This window comes from Flagellimonas marinaquae (assembly GCF_003992675.1).
Lineage (GTDB): Bacteria > Bacteroidota > Bacteroidia > Flavobacteriales > Flavobacteriaceae > Flagellimonas > Flagellimonas marinaquae.
This window is the reverse complement of the sequence record NZ_RZMZ01000007.1, coordinates 1-19,906: the sequence shown is the minus strand read 5'-3', so window position 1 is coordinate 19,906 and position 19,906 is coordinate 1. Positions and strand designations below refer to the sequence as shown.

Here is a 19,906-nt window from a genome sequence, read left to right as displayed (position 1 = left end):
AATTAAGGGAAAACATCAAGAGTTGGGGACGGGATTTTATTATTTGATGCTATGATCGTTAAAATCAATTTTAGAGAGCCGACCACAATGGCTATTTTTGAGGAAATTTGATTACATGAAAATTGCATCATACAATGTGAATGGGATTCGTGCCGCAATGAACAAGGGATTTGTGGATTGGTTGCAAACGGTTTCCCCGGACATTATTTGTCTTCAAGAAACCAAGGCTATGGAAGACCAAGTCGACACCCAACTTTTTGAAGAGGCTGGGTATCCCCATCACTACTGGTTCAGTGCCCAGAAAAAAGGATATAGCGGTGTGGCTTTACTATGTAAAGAGGAGCCGGATCATGTGGAATTTGGAACAGGTATCGACTATATGGACCATGAAGGGCGGAATATCCGAGCCGACTATGGAGACCTGTCCATTATGAGCATGTACCTTCCTTCGGGGACCAATATGGACCGCTTGGATTTTAAATTGACCTACATGGCCGATTTTCAAAAATACTCCGAGGAGCTTCGAAAGGAACGTCACAATCTCATTGTATGTGGGGATTACAATATTTGTCACGAAGCCATCGATATCCATGACCCTGTACGAAACAAGAATGTTTCCGGTTTTTTGCCCGTAGAACGTGAGTGGATCGGCAATTTTATGAAAAGTGGCTTTATTGATAGCTTCCGACATTTCAACAAGGAACCCGACAATTATACCTGGTGGAGTTACCGCGCCAATGCCAGGGCCAACAATAAAGGATGGCGTTTGGATTACGGTATGGTGGCCGAGCCTTTGCAAGACCGTTTGAAGCGGTCCGTCATTTTATCAGAAGCCAAGCATAGTGACCATTGTCCCATTTTGTTGGAGGTTGAAAAATAACGTTGCCGTAAAGGCCGATATTTTTGATTCCTTACCTTTAATTGTCCTAAAGAATAAACGATGAAATATACCAGAATCCCACATACCGATATCCGAATCAGTAAAATTTGCTTGGGCACCATGACCTGGGGTCGCCAGAATAATGAAGATGATGCCCATGAGCAAATGGACTATGCCCTGGATCAAGGAGTGAACTTTTTCGATACCGCGGAATTATACCCAATACCTTCTAAAAAGGAGCTCTATGCCGTTACCGAAGAATTAATTGGAAACTGGTTCAAAAAAACAGGGAATAGGGATAAAGTGGTGCTCGCTTCCAAAATTGCTGGGCCTGGGCACGCAGCACGACATATCCGTGACACGGGATTCAGTAAGGAATCCATCATCAGTGCGGTGGAAGGCAGTTTAAAGCGTCTTCAAACCGACTACGTCGACCTATACCAATTACACTGGCCGGAACGCAAAACCAATTATTTTGGACAACGTGGCTATAATGCCCATGCCGTTGATGTTTGGGACGATAATATCCATCAAGTTTTGGAAACACTACGTGACCTAATTGCGGAAGGCAAAATCCGCCATGTTGGGATTTCCAATGAGACCCCATGGGGTACGATGCGGTATTTGGAAGAGAGCAAGGTGCATCAATCCTTGCCGAGAATGAAGACCATTCAAAACCCCTACAGTTTGTTGAACCGCCTGTTCGAGGTGGGACTTTCCGAAATTTCCATGCGCGAACAAATCGGACTTTTGGCGTATTCACCATTAGGTTTCGGGGTGTTGAGCGGAAAATACCTTACTGATGTCCCTCCAAGAAAGGCCAGGGTAACCTTGTTCCCAAATTACAACCGATATAGTGGGGAGACCTCGACCCAAGCCACGGAAGCCTATGCGGCACTGGCCAAGGCACATGACCTTAGCCTCGCACAAATGGCATTGGCTTTTGTAAATACACGGCCATTTTTGACGAGTAATATCATTGGTGCAACCAGTATGGAACAACTCAAGGAAAACATCGCCAGTATCGATGTGGACCTTTCCGATGAGGTACTCGAGGGTATTGAGGAAATCCACAACACCATCCCTAATCCTGCGCCGTAAGACTACTATTCTAGGGCATATGCACGATATTCATCGCCCGAGGCAGTTCCCATTTTCCCGCCCCCGCAAGAAATAACGAGGTACTGCTTGCCTTCCACCTGATAGGTAATTGGTGTGGCATAACCGCCTGCAGGAAGTCGGTCTTCCCAGAGTTGCTTCCCCGTTTTCATATGGAATGCACGGATTTTTTCATCCTTGGTGGCAGCAATAAATAGCACCCCACCTTTGGTGATGACAGGCCCGCCGTAATTTTCGAGCCCAGAAACGGGTACGTTGGGGTCCTGTAAACTTTCCTCGTGGCCCAAAGGCACGGTCCATAGATATTCGCCCGAGTTCAGGTCAATGGCATTCAAGGTTCCCCATGGCGGTTTTACTACGGGATAGCCCCTATCGTCCTTGAATCGTGCGAAACTAGCGACCGAATAGGGCACATCCACTTTTATTTTTTCCACCCGATGGTCTTTTGCTTTTTCCATATCCATCAAATACTCCGTGATAGCATCAGTTTCATTGGCCGAAAGATTGGGCATGCCCGGCATCGCGCCACGCCCTTTTTGGATAATGGTCTTTATGGAATCGGCTTCTAAACGCAACTTGATATTTTGAAGTGTTGGAATACCGTTCAAGCCCTGCAGTTCTCCGCCATGGCATCGGGCGCAGTGGATTTGTGCCAAACTTTGCCCAACACTGGAACCTTCTGCACTGCCATTAACCTCTTTCATTTTAATGATCCAGGCCATTTCATTGGCATTCACGTACATCACGCCATCGCGAGGGTCAAGTGCGGCTCCACCCCATTCGGCTCCTCCATCGGCACCAGGGAATAGGATTACGCCCGTGGTATCCATCGGTATAAATTGACCTTTTGATGTGATGGATCTGAATTTTTCAAGCACGGTAGGAGCTTCTTCGGTTTTATTTCCTGAGACCAAATCATCCACAAATGCGGTGCGGTCGGGTGCATACAAATCGTCTTCTGTCAATATCTGACGTGCAAAAGGAGCTGGTTTTAAAGGTAGGGGCTGGGTTTCAAATGCCTTTTCACCTAGTAAATCGGAACTTGGATAAGCTTTTTCCTCGATGGGAAACAAAGGTTCTCCCGTAATGCGGTTGAACACAAACACATGGCCACTTTTGGTTACCTGTGCCACGGCAGGAATGGTTTGTCCATCTCGTTCAATATCGACTAGGTTGGGCGGAGCGGGCAAATCGCGGTCCCAAATATCGTGGTGCACCATTTGAAAATGCCAAATCCGTTCGCCTGTGTTTGCATTGAGGGCCAAGAGGGAATTGGCAAAAAGATTGGCACCTTCTCTGTCGCCCCCGTACCAATCAAAAGCGGCAGAACCCGTAGGAATGTAAACAATGCCTTGTTCGGTGTCCATTGCCATACCTGGCCAACTGTTGGCGCCTCCAACTTTTTTGTAAGCTTCTGCAGGCCACGTATCATAGCCAAATTCTCCGGGCTGTGGAATGGTATGGAAGGTCCATAAAATTTCACCTGTGAGTACATCGTAGGCTCGGATATGTCCAGGTGAAGAACCGGGACCTTCGCCCACTCGGGTACCTTGAATCAATATATTTTGAAAAACTGCGCCCGGGGTGTTAGAAACCACGGATAATTTGCTGGGGTCCCTGCCCAGACCCTCCCTTAAATCAATACTGCCGTTGTTGCCAAATGAAGAAATGGGTGTGCCAGTGATTATGTCTACAGCGTAAAGTTTTGGTCCCGATGAGAAAAAGATACGACCCGGATGTTCACCGTCCGATTTCCAATAATTCAGGCCTCGATTAAGGCCCAAACCTGATTCATCTTTGGCTTTTGGTGAGAATTTCCAGATTTCTTCGCCAGTTGTTGCGTCCAAAGCGAACAGTTCTATGGCGGCATTTACCCCATAAAGGACCCCATCAACCATTAATGGACTGGTTTGAATCTGCGTTGTTCTGCCCTCTTGAAGTCCACCACTTTTATAGCTCCATGCCAGTTTTAATTGGGAAACATTCGCCGTGTCAATTTGATTTAAGTTGGAGTAATGCGTGCGTTCGGGGTCTCCCAAATAGTGCTCCCAGGTGGTAAAATAGGGCTTGTCCGCTTTGTTTTTGTCAAGGTTCGAGCAAGAGGCCAATAGGGTCAATAAGGCTAGGGGAAAATATCTTTTCATGTGCAGTTTGAAAGTTTCCTAAATATATAAAGAAACCTGCAATTACGGTTTTACCCGAACAGATGGGCAACTACATCCTCGATCTTGGATACTTTTTGAATCTGTATGCCAGATTGTTTTAAGCCGATCTTATTGTTTTTCGAGACAAATATTTTGGAGAAGCCCAGTTTTTCGGCTTCAAGGATCCGTTGGTCCACTCGTTGCACAGGTCGAATTTCTCCTGCAAGACCTACTTCTGCAGCAAAACAAATGCCTTTTTCTATGGCGATATCGGAATTGCTGGATAGGATGGCGGCCATTACGGCCAAATCGATAGCGGGATCATCCACGGATATGCCGCCGGTAATGTTCAAAAAAACGTCTTTTGCGGCCAATTTAAAACCTGCCCGTTTTTCCAAAACCGCTAAGAGCATGTTCAGTCGCTTGGCATTGAAACCTGTGGCGGAGCGTTGCGGTGTGCCGTAGACGGCTGTGCTGACCAATGCCTGAATCTCTATCAACAAAGGCCGCATACCTTCCACGGTGGCTGCGATGGCAGTACCGCTGAGGTCTTCGTCATTTTTGGAAATCAATACTTCCGAAGGATTGTTCACTTCGCGTAGGCCACTTCCCTGCATTTCGTAAATGCCCAGTTCGGCAGTGGAACCGAAGCGGTTTTTAAGGGAACGGAGAATACGGTACACATAGTTTCTGTCCCCTTCAAATTGAAGTACGGTATCTACCATGTGTTCCAAAATCTTGGGTCCCGCAATGGTGCCATCCTTGGTGATGTGTCCCACCAAAATAACGGGTGTATGGCTTTCCTTGGCAAATTTGATGAGCTCCGCGGTGCATTCACGAATTTGGGAGATGCTCCCAGCAGCGGATTCGATATAATCGGTGTGCAGCGTTTGAATCGAATCGATGACCACCAAATCGGGCTCAATGGTAGAAATCTGCTGAAAAATATTTTGTGTTTTGGTCTCGGTTAGGATGTAGCAGTTTTCGCTATTGGGTTGAATACGGTCCGCGCGCATTTTTATCTGTCGCTGACTTTCCTCACCCGACACATATAGGATTTTGTAGGGCAGTTTTAGCGCAATTTGGAGCAACAGCGTACTTTTTCCGATACCTGGTTCCCCGCCCAACAAGGTCAATGAGCCTGGAACCAGTCCACCGCCCAATACGCGGTTGAATTCTTGGTCCAATGTATCCAAGCGTAGCTCTTTTTCTTGGGTAATCTCGGAAACGCGTAGTGGTTTGTTGGCTTGTTTGGCCACGGTATCGGCCTTCCAACTTTTTTTATCCTCTTTTTGGATGACTTCTTCCACAATGGTGTTCCATTCTTTGCAGGAGGAACATTGCCCTATCCATTTAGGAAATTGGGCGCCACAATTCTGACAAAAGAAAGTTGTTTTGATCTTGGCCATTCAAAATTTAATGAGGGGCCTAAAGATATGGATTTTGATTGTTGGATTGTTGTCTTAATAAATGGTTTGATTTTTTCTGAAGCAAACCACCAACAATCAAATCATCAAGAAATCTAGCTGGCTAGTATCCAAAGTCTTCCTTGAGCGCATCGATTTTTTGAAGGGCCAAATCCTTGGTCAAAAAGTCGATTTCTTCCATTTGGAAGGCTTTTTCGAAGGTCTTGAATGCCTTTTTTGGCTCTCCGATAAACTCGTAGTGTTCTGCTTCAAAATAAAAGCCCATCATGGTTTCGGGGAATTCCTTTTTGCAAAGTTCTGCCAGTGGTTTTAAGGATTCGTAATCCTCCTTTTTAAGGCAGGCCGCATAAATGGCCATAATATCATTGAGTTCCACCGGTTTTTCAAAACCAAAGAGGTCCTTAATAGTGCCATATCGTGTTTCCAGATAGTTGAAAACAGGCTCTTCAGAGGTCAAAATATCGGATTTGTATTCCGCTGGTGTAATGGGTCGGTATATCCGGAAAACATTATCAAAAGCTTTGCTTATGCCATAGGCGGCAATGGAGGTGTGATCGGCATTTTCATATTCATCAAAAAAGTAATGCAGGGATTCTTTGGTGATGGATTTGATGCTGGCATTCATTTGAAGGACGCGCTGGCGATCATCTGTCGGGGCTTTTTCCACAATCAGATTGTAAAAAATGGTCTGGTCGATCTCCGAAAGGCGGGCGGGTACCCTGCTTTCCATTTCGGTTGCCAAAACAGGCGAAATGCTGATATAGGAATTGAATAGTGAACGTTCTTTGAACAGGTAATAATTGCCAAAATTGGCGGTAATGTCGTACCCAACGAACATTTTAAATGGGGCTACGTTATAGCTGGTCTCCAAATAGGGAATGAGTTCGGTTCCCAAAAATTCAAAGAACAGCTTTCCTTTTTCAGACGGAAGGCCCGAAACCTCTTCGAAGGCGCAATCTTCCCAGCGAATGTCATTCTCCAATTGGTCCACCCCGACTACTATAGCTTCGGGCATACGATCAAATCTGCTCTGGAATTTCACATTGGCCACGACAAGGTCGAATAAATGTTCGGCATCCAGCACTACAATCAATGGATATGATTTTTCTTCGTCGTAATCTTCTGGAAAGTAGTAGGAAACGTCGCGGCGTTCCTGCAATTTAAAGGATTCGAATATTTCCTTTTTTACTTGGGCGCCTAGGTTCAAGCAAGTGAAGCCTATCAGTAGCAATAGACATTTTTTCATTGGTTAAGTTTTGGGCGGTTGGGGCTTACCGATTTCTATTCAATAACGGCAATACAATGAAGGATATTGTACCGAAAAGGACGACCATCATGGTTTGGGCGATCCACATGATCCATCCAAAGGCATCACCAGAAACTGAGCTGATGCCATAAATACCCAAGGCGGCGCTTACGGCAATGGGGTACAGGCCAATGCCGCCGTTGGTGGTGGACATGGCGAAGGCCCCGGCTACAAAGGCTACCAATAGTTGGCCCATGGATAGCGGAACGGTTTCTTCCACGGTATATTTTATGACCCAGAACATGGCAAAATAGGCGGTCCAGATAAATAGGGTATGAAGTATGAATGCCCATTTATTTTTCATTTTGAAGACACTCAGGACCCCGTCTTGAAGTCCGCCTAAAAATCCTTTTAGTTTTAATGCCAAAGGTGATTTGGATTTCCGGATGATGTAGGAACCTAAAAACAGCCCAACGATGCCCACCACGAGAATGCCAACGGCGCCGATAAGGTTGACCCCCCTTTGTTCAAGAAAGCCTAAAATAAAATCCGTTTGAAGAACTAGGGTGACCAAAATGATCATCAAAAGCATCAAAAGGTCTATGACCCTTTCGGTAACAATGGTTCCGAAGCCTTTTTCAAACGGGACCTTTTCGTAGGTGGTCAATGCGGTTGCCCTTAATATTTCGCCCGAACGGGGTATGCCCAAGTTGGCAAAATAGGAAATCAATACAATAAAAATGGTGTTGATGGTTTTGGGGCGGTATCCCATCGGTTCCAACAGGTATTTCCAGCGAATTGCCCGAGAAATATGGCTTAAAATTCCAATAGCTACTGATACCCCCACCCAAAATGGGCTGGCATTGGAGATGTAATGTAGGATTTGTTTTCGTTCTTCTGGTGTGGTGGAGTTGTAGGAATACCAAACCAAGAACAGCCCAAAGGCAATGGGCACGAAAATCTTAAGGAATTTTTTCAGGGATTTGCCCAAAATTTATTGGAGTAGATTGGTTTCCTCGTTAGGGAATACCAATGCTGGATTAAATGTTTTTGCTTCCTCGATATCCATCCAGGCATAGGTAATTAAGATCAAAACGTCGCCAACGGCCACCTTTCGGGCTGCAGCACCGTTCAGGGTGAGTTCGCCAGAACCTCTTGGGCCTGGTATGGCGTATGTTTCCAATCGTTCACCATTGTTGTTGTTCACGATTTGCACTTTTTCTCCCCTAATGATATTGGCGGCATCCATAAGATTTTCGTCTATGGTTATGCTACCGATATAATTAAGGTCGGCTCCGGTTACTTTTACTCGGTGAATTTTGGATTTTACGACTTCTACTTGCATGGTGCAAAATTATCAATTCAATCTTAGATTATCAATTAAGCGAACACCGTCCGCATAAACGGCGATAAACGCTCTATATTTTTGGTTGTCTTGAATTTTTAGTGCCGGTGTAAGTGTGTGCTCATCAGCAATCTCAAAATATTCAAGCTCAAACAATGGGTTTCCTTTAAATTCGGAGGATACCCAATCCTTTATATGTAGTGCACTTTCCGTGCCAAATTTTGTTTTGACAGTTTGCAACGTATCATGGATAAAGCCTGCCTGTTCCCTAGTCGTTTTTGACAGTCTTTCATTACGTGAGCTCATGGCCAGGCCATGGGGTTCCCTTTCAATGGGGCATCCTATGATGGTGTACGGCAAATGCTTGATTTCGGCCATTTTTCGAATAATCTGCAATTGCTGAAAATCCTTTTCGCCAAAGTAGGCCCTGTCTGGGGCAACGGTCCTCAGCAAAAGTTCCACAATAGTGCCTACGCCATCAAAATGTCCCGACCGGAATTCTCCTTCCATTACCTTGTCCAAGCCCTCAAAATCATAGGATTCGGACACTACCTTGCCTTCATAGATTTCATCCACGGTAGGTGCGAAAACCACAATCTTATCGGATACTTGTCGCAACAAATCGATGTCCTTTTCAAAAGTGCGGGGATATTTTTCTAGGTCGTCTTTTTTATCAAATTGTGTGGGATTCACAAAAATGCTAACAACCACTAGGTCATTTTCGGAAAGGGCTTTTTTTACCAAAGAGATATGACCGCTGTGCAACGCTCCCATGGTGGGCACAAGACCAATGGTACAGTCTTTTTGCCGCTGTTGCAGCGTAAAGGTGTTGAGGTCTTTTTTACGGTCGAATATCTTCATATACAGGTACAAAAGGGTGCAAAAATACTATAAATACTATGAATCAGCATAATTTTTGTACTTTTGCAGCTATGTTTTTCGGATAAACAAAAGAAAGTGTTTATGAATGGTAAAAAGGTATTGTTTGTATCTTCTGAATTAGTTCCCTACCTCCCAGAGAATCCTGTTTCCTTAATGTCGTACGAAGCGCCAAGAATGGTGAACAGTAATGGTGGCCAAATACGCATATTTATGCCAAGGTATGGAAACATTAACGAAAGAAGGCATCAATTACATGAGGTTATCCGCTTATCGGGGATGAATCTGGTGATCAATGACATGGATATGCCCCTGATCATCAAAGTGGCCTCCATTCCAAAAGAACGAATCCAGGTTTATTTTATAGACAACGACGAATACTTTAAAAGGAAAGCAACATTTGCGGACTCTAGCGGAAAATTATTTCCAGATAATGATGAGAGGGCCATTTTCTTTGCCAAGGGAGTGGTGGAAACCGTAAAAAAACTGAATTGGTCACCCGACATCATCCACGTACATGGTTGGATGGCTTCCATGGTGCCCCTTTATTTAAGAAAGTATTATGCAGATGAACCCTTGTTCTCCGAAAGTAGGATAGTGACATCTGTTTATGGAAAAGATTTTGAAGGTGAACTGGACAGTCAAATGATTGATAAAATCGCCTTTGACGGCATACCCAAAGAAGAGATTGCTGCCCTGTCCAAGCCCGAATATAATAATTTGTTAAAGGTTGCCGTAGATCATTCCGATGCCGTTATTTTAGCCGCGGAGGATTTGTCCGACGACCTTAAAAGTCATATCGATAATCTTTCCGTACCGGTACTTCCCTATGTTTCGCTTCAAGAGGCAGAGGAGGCGTACACCAATTTCTATAATACAGAGGTTTTAAAATAGATTGAATGAGATTTTCCAATATTTTCAAGGTTTCAGCGCTGGTTGGAACTTTGTTTTTACTAATTGTCTCTTGCGAAGAGGAGTTGGATACCATAGGAGAAGGCGTTGTTGCAGGAGAACCTTTTAGCACGGGCAAAGTGGAGTACGATGTGTTTGCCTTCAATAAGGGAGTCACGGCCGTACAGACCAACCAATTGCCACTGTACCAATTGGGAACCTACAACGATCCCATCTATGGCAAGCGCAGGGCAAGCATTATTTCGCAACTTACCTTGCCCACCGTATCGCCAAACTTTGGTGATATTTCACAATCCAGTGAAGATGGCCCGGACAACGACCAAGAAAACGAAACCGTCAGCGAGGTTTATCTATATATTCCCTTTCAACAATCCCCATCAGGTGATAGAGACGGTGATGGCGTACCTGACGAATTTGAAAGTGGGGATGATGCCAACGACCCCAATTCTGACTTGGATGGAGATGGCGTAACCGATAACCAGGAAAGAGCCATCGGGTCAAACCCGTTTGATCCAGACGAGGACGGTACTGGTGAAGGCTTTGTGGCCAACTCCTTTGCTAAGAAGTTTGATTTAGACAGTATTTATGGAAATCGTGAGCAGTCTTTTAACCTAGTGGTTTCAAGATCTAACTATTTTTTGAGGGACCTAGATCCCAATTCAAATTTCCAAGAAGCCCAAGAGTATTATTCCAACCAAGATTTTTCTGGATTCATAGGAGAAGAATTGTTCAATGGTGAGGTGACCATAAGCGATGAAGAATTACTGTTTAGAGACAATGAGGATGATCCTGACACTCCGGATATCGATGAATCCCAAGAAATAACCAATAGGTTAAATCCTGGTATCCGAGTTTCGCTGAATCCTGAATTTTTTCAGCAGAACATTTTGGACAAGGAAGGGCAACCTGAGCTGTTGACCCAATCCAATTTCAGGAACTTTTTGCGAGGTATCCACTTAACGGGAACAGATATGGAAGAACTTATGTTCCTTCTAGATCTTACCCAGGCGAATATCACCATTAGTTATACCTATGATGATTTTGATCCAGAGACAGAGCAAGCTGTTACTTCTGAAAGGAATTACATTCTCAATTTTTTGGTGGGTACCCAAGTCGGGATCAATGGAAACGCAGTGAACATATTCGAGGATGAGATGCTACCTCCCAATGTGGCTGGTGCGCTCAACAATGAAGAAAATGCTTCGAGGATTTATGTAAAAGGAGGAGCCACCCTTGCGGAGATACGCCTGTTTGACGAATTGGAAAATGGCGGATCTGCGATCATCAATCAAATCAAGGAAAACAACTGGGTCATCAACGAGGCCAATTTGGTCTTTTATGTGGACCGTGAGTCCGTAGGTTCAGATGTGGTAGAGCCGCCAAGAATATATTTGTTCAATGCGGAAACCAATCGCCCGATTTTTGATGCAGCCAATGAGAATCCTGGGCTCAATACAGGTCCCAATCCCTTGCGATACTTTCTTAACCATGGCGGTTTGTTGGAAAAGGAAAACGATAGGGGCTTAAAATATACCGTTCGAATCACCGAGCACATCAATAACATTATTGTTCGGGATTCTGCCAACGCCAGATTGGGGTTGACTGCTACACCCAACATCAACTTAGTGGGACTTCGAGAAGCAATCGGTAGCGATATGCAAGAAGTGGATTACCCCATTGCCGCAACCATGAGCCCTCTAGGCACTATCCTATACGGCAGTAATGTCGCTCAAGGTGAGGAGGACATGAAGTTGAAATTGGAAATCTATTACACCGAAGCAAATTAGAGGGTAAATTTATCGTAGTTTTTCGGGTTTTCGTCGTTTTAACGAACCAGAACCACCTATTTTGACGTATACCTTTTAATTTTGGTGACCAACTCCCCAAATGGTTAACAATAAAAAACAATCTTATGTGTGGAATAGTAGGGTATATCGGTCATAGGGAAGCCTACCCGATAATCATGAAAGGACTGCAAAGGCTGGAATACAGAGGCTACGACAGTGCCGGGATTTCTCTTTTTGATGGAAACAACATCCACTTGGCCAAAACTAAGGGAAAAGTGGAGGATTTAAAAAATAAGGCCGAAGCAACCATTCCTACTGAAGGTAAATTGGGGTTGGGCCATACCCGATGGGCAACCCACGGGGTTCCCAACGATGTCAATTCCCATCCACATTATTCCAATTCAGGTGATTTGGTCATTATCCACAATGGAATCATCGAAAATTATGAGTCCATTAAGCAAGCTTTGACCAAGCGAGGTTACACTTTTGAGTCGGATACCGATACCGAAGTACTTATCAATCTCATTGAGGAAGTCAAGAAAAAGGAAGGGGTTAAGCTCGGAAAGGCAGTGCAGATTGCGCTGAACCAAGTGGTTGGTGCTTATGCCATTGCTGTTTTTGATAAGAGCAAGCCCGATGAAATCGTAGTGGCCAAATTGGGTAGTCCACTTGCTATCGGAATTGGAGAAAACGAATATTTTATCGCCTCGGATGCATCCCCTTTCATAGAGTTCACCAACAATGCCGTGTATTTGGAAGATGAGGAAATGGCCATTGTGAGGATAGGGAAGGAAATTAAGCTACGTAAAATCAAGGACGATGCCATCGCCTATCCCAACATTTTGGAATTACAGCTGAATCTGGAGGAGATAGAAAAAGGGGGTTATGACCACTTTATGTTAAAAGAAATTTATGAGCAGCCCAAAGCTATCTTGGATACCTACCGAGGCCGTTTGTTAGCAGATAAGGGAATCATAAAAATGTCGGGAATCGACCAAAATCTTGAAAAGTTTTTAAACGCCAACAGAATTATTATTGTGGCCTGTGGAACTTCATGGCATGCAGGTTTGGTAGCGGAATATATTTTTGAGGACTTGGCCAGAATACCTGTGGAAGTGGAATATGCCTCTGAGTTTAGGTACAGAAATCCCGTAATCACAGAGAAGGATGTTTTGATTGCCATCTCCCAATCTGGTGAAACCGCCGATACCTTGGCTGCTATAAAACTGGCTAAAGAAAAAGGAGCTTTCGTGTTTGGGGTGTGCAATGTGGTGGGTTCCTCTATTGCAAGGGAAACCCATGCCGGAGCGTATACCCATGCAGGTCCAGAAATTGGGGTCGCATCCACCAAGGCATTTACGACACAAATAACAGTACTCACTTTGATTGCCCTCAAATTGGCACAAGAGAAGGGTACACTCTCCCAAAGCAAGTTCCACGAATATTTGGCGGAACTGGAAGCAGTACCCTCCAAAGTGGAGAAAGCACTCTTGTCCAACCCACTGGTCGAAGAAATATCGGAGACCTATAAGGACTCCACCAACTGTTTGTACTTGGGAAGGGGTTATAATTTTCCAGTGGCATTGGAAGGAGCCTTGAAATTGAAGGAAATCAGCTATATCCATGCCGAAGGATATCCAGCGGCCGAAATGAAACATGGGCCGATCGCTTTGATTGACGAGCAAATGCCTGTTGTAGTAATCGCCACTCGAAAAGGACATTATGAAAAGGTGGTGAGCAACATTCAGGAAATAAAATCCCGAAAGGGGCGCATCATTGCCATCGTCACTGAAGGCGACGAAACGGTAAAGCAACTCGCCGACCACGTTATAGAAGTGCCCGATACCTCAGAAAGCTTGTCGCCATTGTTGACGACCATACCCTTACAGCTATTGTCCTACCACATAGCGGTAATGAGAGGTTGCAATGTGGACCAGCCAAGGAATTTGGCAAAATCCGTGACGGTCGAATAGTTCAATATCAACTTAAGATAAAATCAAAAGGCGCTTTTAAAGCGCCTTTTTTATTGATTGCTTAGATTTGTAGAAGAATTTTTGACAATAAAGTATTATGCATGCATAATTTTTTTCAAATTTGTATTATTGAAATAAAAAAAAATGTATCTTCCCGATTGATACTTAACATGCACAAAAAACTAATTTAACTCTAATCCATAGCAAATGAAAAGACTTATGTTTGTTTCCCTAATGCTACTGGGTTTGGCAACGACCTATGGCCAAACCACTGTAAGGGGAACGGTAGTTGATGAAAACAATGCCCCCATTCCAGGGGCCAACGTGGTCTTGGTTGGAAAAGCGGAAGGAACCACTACGGACTTTGACGGGAATTTCACCTTTAATACAAGTGAAGTGCCCCCATTTAAGCTTCAATTTTCCAGTATTGGTTTCTCGGATTTCACAGCCAATGTCACTTCAAACAACCAAACACTCAATATCACACTTTCCGAAGCAAACACCATGCTAGACGAAATCGTGATATCAGCTTCGAGAACGCCTGAACGTATTTTTGAATCACCGGTATCCGTAGAAAGATTCGGACTCAAGGAAATCAAGAATACCACGGCGGAATCGTTTTATGGTGGACTTCAAAACTTAAAAGGGGTTGATATCAACACCAACAGTTTAACCTTTCAATCCATCAACACTAGAGGTTTTGCAACTTTTGCAAACAACCGATTTTTGCAGTTGGTAGATGGAATGGACAACACCGCCCCCGGTCTGAACTTCGTGTTGGGTAACTTGGTGGGGATGTCCGAATTGGATGTGCAAAGTGTGGAAATCCTTCCTGGAGCCTCTTCCGCATTGTATGGAGCAGGTGCCTTTAACGGTATTTTGTTCATGACCAGTAAAAGTCCTTTTGATTTTCAAGGAATCAGCGCCTATGCGAAGGGTGGGGTAACCACCCAAGACGCTGCAGGAAGCAATTTTTACAAGGATTTTGGTATTCGAGCAGCCCATGCTTTTAGCGATAAATTGGCGGTTAAGGCCAACCTTTCTGTATTGACCGGTGAGGATTGGCATGCCAACAGCCGTGTGGATTTGAATAACCCAGGCGCCGATCGTTCCAATCCAGCCTATGATGGATTGAACGTATATGGTGATGAGGTATCCACAGTTTTGAATTTTGACGCTGCCGCAGGATTTCCTTCCGGAACCGTTGGATCTGCCTTGATTTCCAGAACAGGATATGATGAAGCAGATTTGGCGAACTATAATGCGGAAAGTGTAAAGACGGATTTTGCGTTACACTACCGTCCTTTCGCCAATGATTTGGAGATTATATTGAACAGTCGAATTGGTCGTGGTACCACTATCTATCAAGGGGCCAACCGTTACGCAGTAGCAGGGTTTACCATGCAGCAACATAAACTGGAAATCAAAAACGACAATTTCTTTATCCGAGGGTATATCGTTTCTGAAAACTCTGGTGATGCCTACGATACCCGTTTCGCTGCCATTAACGTCAATAGGGCGTGGAAGTCGGATACCCAATGGTTTACCGATTACGCACGAGCTTATATCCCAACGTATCTAGGAGGTATTCAGGGAGCTGGACTTAGCCCAGAGGAGGCTTCTGCACAAGCACATGTTGCAGGGAGACAGGCAGCTGACCAAGGCAGATTGATTCCAGGTACGCCAGCGTTTGAGAGCACTTTCAATAGAGTAATCAATGATGGTGACTTGACTACGGGAGCCAAATTTATTGATAGGACCAAATTCCGTCACGTAAACGGTAATTACAATTTGGCACACCTTATCGATGATTGGGCAGATGTTCAAATTGGGGGGTCGTTTAGAGAGTATGTATTGAATTCCAATGGTACTATCTTTACCGATATTGATGGACCTATTTCTTACAATGAATATGGAGCATACCTCCAAGTACAAAAGAAATTTTTGGATGATCGTTTGAAGTTTACTGGTTCCGCCCGTTACGACAAAAATGAGTTTTTTGATGGATTTCTATCTCCAAGAGTATCGTTGGCCTATACCTTGGGAGAGGAGCGCAATCATAACATAAGGGTGTCTGTGCAACAAGGTTTCCGTAACCCGACCACACAGGACTTGTTCATAGGTTTGAATGCTGGACGTGCCATTTTGGTGGGATCTGCACCGGATAACTTGGATAGGGATGTGCGTACTTTCGACGTTAGTGAAAGCGGACAGGCACTAATTGGGCAATCCACAGTGGAAATTGTAGGACGTGAAGCATACGAGAATGCATACTCCACCAGCTCTTTGCAAGCTGGAGCGCCTCAAGCAGTAAATACACCTTTGGTACAACCAGAGGAAATCACTGCCTATGAGTTAGGATATAGAGCCCAAGTAGGTAAGTTTACCATTGATATGAGCGGTTATTACAACAGCTACAGTAATTTCTTGGCCAATACCACAACAGCAGTTCCTTTCTACGGTGAGGCTGGCGATGGAGGTCTGTCGCTCTTGGCTCTCCAAAATGGAGATTTTCAGGTTTACCAAACCTATACCAACTCTGCAGCCGATGTTAATTCCTATGGAGCAACGGTTGGCGTAGATACCAAACTTGGCAATTTTGACTTAGGCGTTAACTATACCTTTGCCGAATTGGACATTGATGAAGGACGGTTCCCAGATTTGAGAACCAACTTCAACACTCCGAGACATAAGGTTAAGGCCTCTTTCGGAAACACAGCATTATTCAAGAATTTTGGCTTTAACGTAAACTATCGTTGGAGTGACACCTATTTCTGGGAAGCCTCATTTGCAGATGGCACTGTGCCAGCGTTTACCGTATTGGATGCACAGATCAACTATGCAGTGCCCAGCATCAAGTCTATCTTTAAGCTAGGTGGATCCAATATTTTGGGAGACGAATATTTTACCGCTGTAGGTACTGGTTTTATCGGTTCCATTTACTATTTGTCATGGACCATAAATCCCTAAAATACAGTTGAAAAGATTGAAAAAGGGCGTTGGGTTTTCCAACGCCCTTTTTATTTAAAAAAAAGCTGAAATCGGTTTCTGAATAAAAATGTAAAAGCATATCTTTGCAGCCGAAAAATCAGCGGATATTTTCCGCGTATTCAATTAAAAATAAACATACTAATGTCTAAAGTAACAGGTAAGGTTGCCCAAATTATAGGCCCGGTCATTGATGTTGAGTTTGAATCAGGGGTAGAGATCCCAAGAATTTATGACTCCCTTGAAATTGCAAAAGCTGATGGCTCAAGATTGGTTCTGGAAGTACAATCACACATTGGTGAAAATACCGTAAGAACTATTTCCATGGACTCTACCGACGGATTGAGTAGGGGCGTAGAAGTTGTAGCTACTGGAAATCCAATCCAGATGCCGATAGGAGAAGATGTTTACGGACGTCTATTCAATGTAATCGGTGATGCGATTGATGGTATGGAAAACCTGCCTAAAACTGGAGACAATGGGCTACCTATTCACAGGGAAGCACCAAAATTTGAAGATCTTTCTACCTCTACGGAAGTACTTTTCACTGGTATTAAGGTAATCGATCTTATCGAGCCTTATGCAAAAGGTGGTAAGATTGGATTGTTCGGTGGTGCCGGTGTTGGTAAAACCGTATTGATTCAGGAGTTGATCAACAACATCGCCAAAGGTCACGGTGGTTTGTCCGTGTTCGCCGGTGTTGGGGAACGTACCCGTGAAGGAAACGATTTGCTTCGTGAGATGTTGGAGTCCGGTATTATAAAATATGGAGACGATTTCTTGCTCTCCATGGAAGAAGGGGGATGGGATTTGTCCAAAGTTGATAAAAAAGCATTGAAACAATCCAAGGCGACCTTTGTGTTCGGTCAGATGAACGAACCACCGGGAGCACGTGCGCGTGTGGCATTGTCTGGATTGACCATTGCAGAATATTTCCGTGATGGATCAGGTGAAGGACAAGGAAAAGACGTTCTTTTCTTCGTGGATAACATTTTCCGTTTCACCCAAGCAGGTTCTGAGGTATCCGCACTATTGGGCCGTATGCCTTCTGCGGTGGGTTACCAACCTACCTTGGCTACAGAAATGGGTGCCATGCAGGAAAGGATTACATCCACCAAAAGAGGTTCCATTACCTCCGTACAGGCGGTTTACGTACCTGCGGATGACTTGACGGATCCTGCGCCAGCGACCACATTTGCTCACTTGGATGCAACTACCGTACTTTCCCGTAAAATTGCCGAGTTGGGTATTTATCCTGCTGTGGATCCTTTGGATTCCACTTCTAGGATCTTGACTCCCGAGATTTTGGGTAAAGAGCACTACGACTGTGCACAACGTGTAAAAGAGTTGTTGCAACGCTACAAAGAGCTTCAGGATATTATTGCCATCTTAGGTATGGAAGAACTTTCTGAAGAAGATAAATTGGCCGTAGGTAGAGCAAGACGTGTACAACGTTTCTTGTCACAGCCATTCCACGTAGCGGAGCAATTTACCGGTATTCCTGGGGTATTGGTTGATATTAAGGAGACCATCAAAGGATTTAACATGATTATGGACGGAGAACTAGATCACCTTCCAGAATCTGCCTTCAACCTTAAAGGAACCATTGAGGAAGCTATCGAAGCTGGAGAGAAAATGCTCGCGGAAGCATAATTTCATTCCTGCGAAAGCAGGAATTTCATAGGAAATTTAGTCAAAGTTAAAAGATTCCCTTTTGCATGGGAATGACAAAAGAAAATATGTATCTAGAAATCGTATCACCCGAAGCTACTTTATTCTCAGGGGACGTAACTTCAGTTACCGTTCCGGGAGTAAACGGTGAGTTCCAGATGTTGGAGAATCACGCTCCTGTGGTATCTCTATTGCAAGCTGGAAAGGTTAAATTGAAAGGTAACATCACCATTGATGAAGCATTTGCCAATAAATTTTCCAAAGGAAATAATGGAGAGACTATTTTGGCCATCAGTAGTGGAACCGTGGAGATGAAGGACAATAAAGTCATCGTCCTAGCCGATTAAAATAAATGAATTCATTCATCTAAAAGCCGCTCCCATGGAGCGGCTTTTTTGTTTTATGGATACGTCTATTTAAAGTTTTTTGGTTGAATATATGTTGTTCACTATTCATCCGTCAATTCAAAAGGGGCATTCGTTGACTGAAACAGGGCATCCGTCAATTCATAAGGGTTTTATCCCGTCCAATACTTTATATTGAGCTTCATATCTAGATAGGTTTCCCCATGGCCTACCCAAAAACCTGCTTATGAACCTACACCTCCCGAAAAGGATAAGAAAAGTATTGCTTACTGCCTACTACTTTCTGTTTACTGCAACAATAATGGCCCAGATCTTCCCCGTACAGGTCACCCCACAAATTTTGCCGCCCTACAGTTTTCGGTTGTCCGACTACGCTACCAGCACCCGTGAAAAGCTTTTTGTGAACCTATTGCTCACCGATGCTATGGAATCCGGTAGACGTGTGCGCTTACGGATGAACGTGGAAGGCCCCGGAATCAGTTTTCGGACGGTGGACTTTGTGGCGGGCGCCGCGCCCATTGTGCTCAATGGTGGGGTCAACCTGCGGTTGTCCAACTTCGACCTTAGGCCCTACTTTGAGCTGAACAATTTGATCGGCATCAGTCCGCAGCAGTACGGGCAGCAGTTGCCCGAAGGGCAGTACCGTTTCTGCTTTGAGGTGTACGACCAGTTTTCGGGCCAGCGCATCTCCAATAATAGCTGCGCCAATATTTATCTACAGCTCAACGACCCGCCCCTGCTCAACGTTCCCTTTCGCGGCGATGTGGTGACGGCACAGCAGCCGCAGAACCTCATTTTCAACTGGACCCCAAGGCACATCAACGCCGCTGGGGTACAGTACGAGTTCACCCTAAAGGAACTGTGGGACACGGGCATGGACCCGCAGGCCAGTTTTTTTGCCGCACCGCCACTGTACCAGACCACCACCTTTGCCAACACGCTGCACTACGGTCCCGCACAGACGCCCCTTTTGGAGGGCAGGACCTACGGCTGGCAGGTACGCGCCTTTGTGAGCGACGGCTTTACGGAGACCTCCCTGTTCCGTAACAGCGGGATGAGCGAGGTGTACCATTTTACCTACCGTGCCGACTGCCACCCGCCCCGCTTTGTGCTGTCGGAAGCGCAGAACGCGCGAACGGTGCGGATTACCTGGCAAATGGGCGAACAGCT

Annotated in this window: 15 protein-coding genes; 9 read left to right on the top strand and 6 right to left on the bottom strand. The window is 44.8% G+C overall.

What is annotated here, in order from left to right:
- The first annotated feature begins 115 nt into the window (after positions 1 to 115).
- Both EO130_RS03615 and EO130_RS03610 read left to right on the top strand, forming a co-directional pair.
- The gene (locus EO130_RS03615) at positions 116 to 880 is read left to right on the top strand and encodes an exodeoxyribonuclease III (RefSeq protein ID WP_127140163.1); all 765 of its coding nucleotides are present in this window, start codon (positions 116 to 118) and stop codon (positions 878 to 880) included.
- A gap of 60 nt (positions 881 to 940) precedes the next feature.
- On the top strand, positions 941 to 1,981 hold the full coding sequence (locus EO130_RS03610) for an NADP(H)-dependent aldo-keto reductase (protein WP_127140162.1): 1,041 nt from the start codon (positions 941 to 943) through the stop codon (positions 1,979 to 1,981).
- Positions 1,982 to 1,986: 5 nt separating this feature from the next.
- On the opposite strand, the gene EO130_RS03605 is transcribed toward EO130_RS03610, so the two are convergent.
- From EO130_RS03605 to panC, 6 genes are all read right to left on the bottom strand, one after another.
- The gene (locus EO130_RS03605) at positions 1,987 to 4,143 is read right to left on the bottom strand and encodes an outer membrane protein assembly factor BamB family protein (protein WP_127140161.1); all 2,157 of its coding nucleotides are present in this window, start codon (positions 4,141 to 4,143) and stop codon (positions 1,987 to 1,989) included.
- A gap of 50 nt (positions 4,144 to 4,193) precedes the next feature.
- Complete coding sequence (radA, locus tag EO130_RS03600; RefSeq protein ID WP_127140160.1) at positions 4,194 to 5,552, bottom strand: DNA repair protein RadA; 1,359 nt, start codon at positions 5,550 to 5,552, stop codon at positions 4,194 to 4,196.
- Positions 5,553 to 5,673: 121 nt separating this feature from the next.
- On the bottom strand, positions 5,674 to 6,816 hold the full coding sequence (locus tag EO130_RS03595; RefSeq protein ID WP_127140159.1) for an alpha/beta hydrolase: 1,143 nt from the start codon (positions 6,814 to 6,816) through the stop codon (positions 5,674 to 5,676).
- A 25-nt stretch (positions 6,817 to 6,841) separates the two neighbouring features.
- The gene (locus tag EO130_RS03590) at positions 6,842 to 7,807 is read right to left on the bottom strand and encodes a lysylphosphatidylglycerol synthase transmembrane domain-containing protein (RefSeq protein ID WP_127140158.1); all 966 of its coding nucleotides are present in this window, start codon (positions 7,805 to 7,807) and stop codon (positions 6,842 to 6,844) included.
- A gap of 3 nt (positions 7,808 to 7,810) precedes the next feature.
- Positions 7,811 to 8,161, bottom strand: a complete 351-nt coding sequence (gene panD, locus EO130_RS03585) for an aspartate 1-decarboxylase (protein WP_127140157.1) — start codon at positions 8,159 to 8,161, stop codon at positions 7,811 to 7,813.
- A gap of 12 nt (positions 8,162 to 8,173) precedes the next feature.
- The gene (gene panC / locus EO130_RS03580) at positions 8,174 to 9,022 is read right to left on the bottom strand and encodes a pantoate--beta-alanine ligase (protein WP_127140156.1); all 849 of its coding nucleotides are present in this window, start codon (positions 9,020 to 9,022) and stop codon (positions 8,174 to 8,176) included.
- Between the two features lie 102 nt (positions 9,023 to 9,124).
- On the opposite strand from panC, the gene EO130_RS03575 reads away from it, so the two are divergent.
- The 7 genes from EO130_RS03575 to EO130_RS03545 form a co-directional block, all read left to right on the top strand.
- Positions 9,125 to 9,934, top strand: coding sequence for a glycogen/starch synthase (locus tag EO130_RS03575; protein ID WP_127140155.1), 810 nt, complete (start codon positions 9,125 to 9,127; stop codon positions 9,932 to 9,934).
- 5 nt (positions 9,935 to 9,939) lie between these two features.
- Positions 9,940 to 11,739, top strand: a complete 1,800-nt coding sequence (locus tag EO130_RS03570; RefSeq protein WP_127140154.1) for a DUF4270 domain-containing protein — start codon at positions 9,940 to 9,942, stop codon at positions 11,737 to 11,739.
- Positions 11,740 to 11,864: 125 nt separating this feature from the next.
- The gene (glmS, locus tag EO130_RS03565) at positions 11,865 to 13,712 is read left to right on the top strand and encodes a glutamine--fructose-6-phosphate transaminase (isomerizing) (RefSeq protein ID WP_127140153.1); all 1,848 of its coding nucleotides are present in this window, start codon (positions 11,865 to 11,867) and stop codon (positions 13,710 to 13,712) included.
- 207 nt (positions 13,713 to 13,919) lie between these two features.
- On the top strand, positions 13,920 to 16,682 hold the full coding sequence (locus EO130_RS03560; RefSeq protein WP_127140152.1) for a TonB-dependent receptor: 2,763 nt from the start codon (positions 13,920 to 13,922) through the stop codon (positions 16,680 to 16,682).
- Between the two features lie 162 nt (positions 16,683 to 16,844).
- Positions 16,845 to 18,353: a F0F1 ATP synthase subunit beta gene (gene atpD / locus EO130_RS03555; RefSeq protein ID WP_127140151.1), complete on the top strand. Its 1,509-nt coding sequence runs from the start codon at positions 16,845 to 16,847 to the stop codon at positions 18,351 to 18,353.
- Between the two features lie 86 nt (positions 18,354 to 18,439).
- Positions 18,440 to 18,718, top strand: a complete 279-nt coding sequence (locus EO130_RS03550) for a F0F1 ATP synthase subunit delta/epsilon (RefSeq protein WP_127140606.1) — start codon at positions 18,440 to 18,442, stop codon at positions 18,716 to 18,718.
- 244 nt (positions 18,719 to 18,962) lie between these two features.
- The coding region (locus tag EO130_RS03545) for a hypothetical protein (protein WP_164732867.1) at positions 18,963 to 19,906 on the top strand (944 nt) is incomplete at its 3' end.

Coding starts and splice junctions, on each gene's coding strand:
- EO130_RS03615 (WP_127140163.1), top strand. CDS start 116: ATGAAAATTGCATCATACAATGTGAATGGGATTCGTGCCGCAATGAAC.
- EO130_RS03610 (WP_127140162.1), top strand. CDS start 941: ATGAAATATACCAGAATCCCACATACCGATATCCGAATCAGTAAAATT.
- EO130_RS03605 (WP_127140161.1), bottom strand. CDS start 4,143: ATGAAAAGATATTTTCCCCTAGCCTTATTGACCCTATTGGCCTCTTGC.
- radA (WP_127140160.1), bottom strand. CDS start 5,552: ATGGCCAAGATCAAAACAACTTTCTTTTGTCAGAATTGTGGCGCCCAA.
- EO130_RS03595 (WP_127140159.1), bottom strand. CDS start 6,816: ATGAAAAAATGTCTATTGCTACTGATAGGCTTCACTTGCTTGAACCTA.
- panD (WP_127140157.1), bottom strand. CDS start 8,161: ATGCAAGTAGAAGTCGTAAAATCCAAAATTCACCGAGTAAAAGTAACC.
- panC (WP_127140156.1), bottom strand. CDS start 9,022: ATGAAGATATTCGACCGTAAAAAAGACCTCAACACCTTTACGCTGCAA.
- EO130_RS03575 (WP_127140155.1), top strand. CDS start 9,125: ATGAATGGTAAAAAGGTATTGTTTGTATCTTCTGAATTAGTTCCCTAC.
- EO130_RS03570 (WP_127140154.1), top strand. CDS start 9,940: ATGAGATTTTCCAATATTTTCAAGGTTTCAGCGCTGGTTGGAACTTTG.
- glmS (WP_127140153.1), top strand. CDS start 11,865: ATGTGTGGAATAGTAGGGTATATCGGTCATAGGGAAGCCTACCCGATA.
- EO130_RS03560 (WP_127140152.1), top strand. CDS start 13,920: ATGAAAAGACTTATGTTTGTTTCCCTAATGCTACTGGGTTTGGCAACG.
- atpD (WP_127140151.1), top strand. CDS start 16,845: ATGTCTAAAGTAACAGGTAAGGTTGCCCAAATTATAGGCCCGGTCATT.
- EO130_RS03550 (WP_127140606.1), top strand. CDS start 18,440: ATGTATCTAGAAATCGTATCACCCGAAGCTACTTTATTCTCAGGGGAC.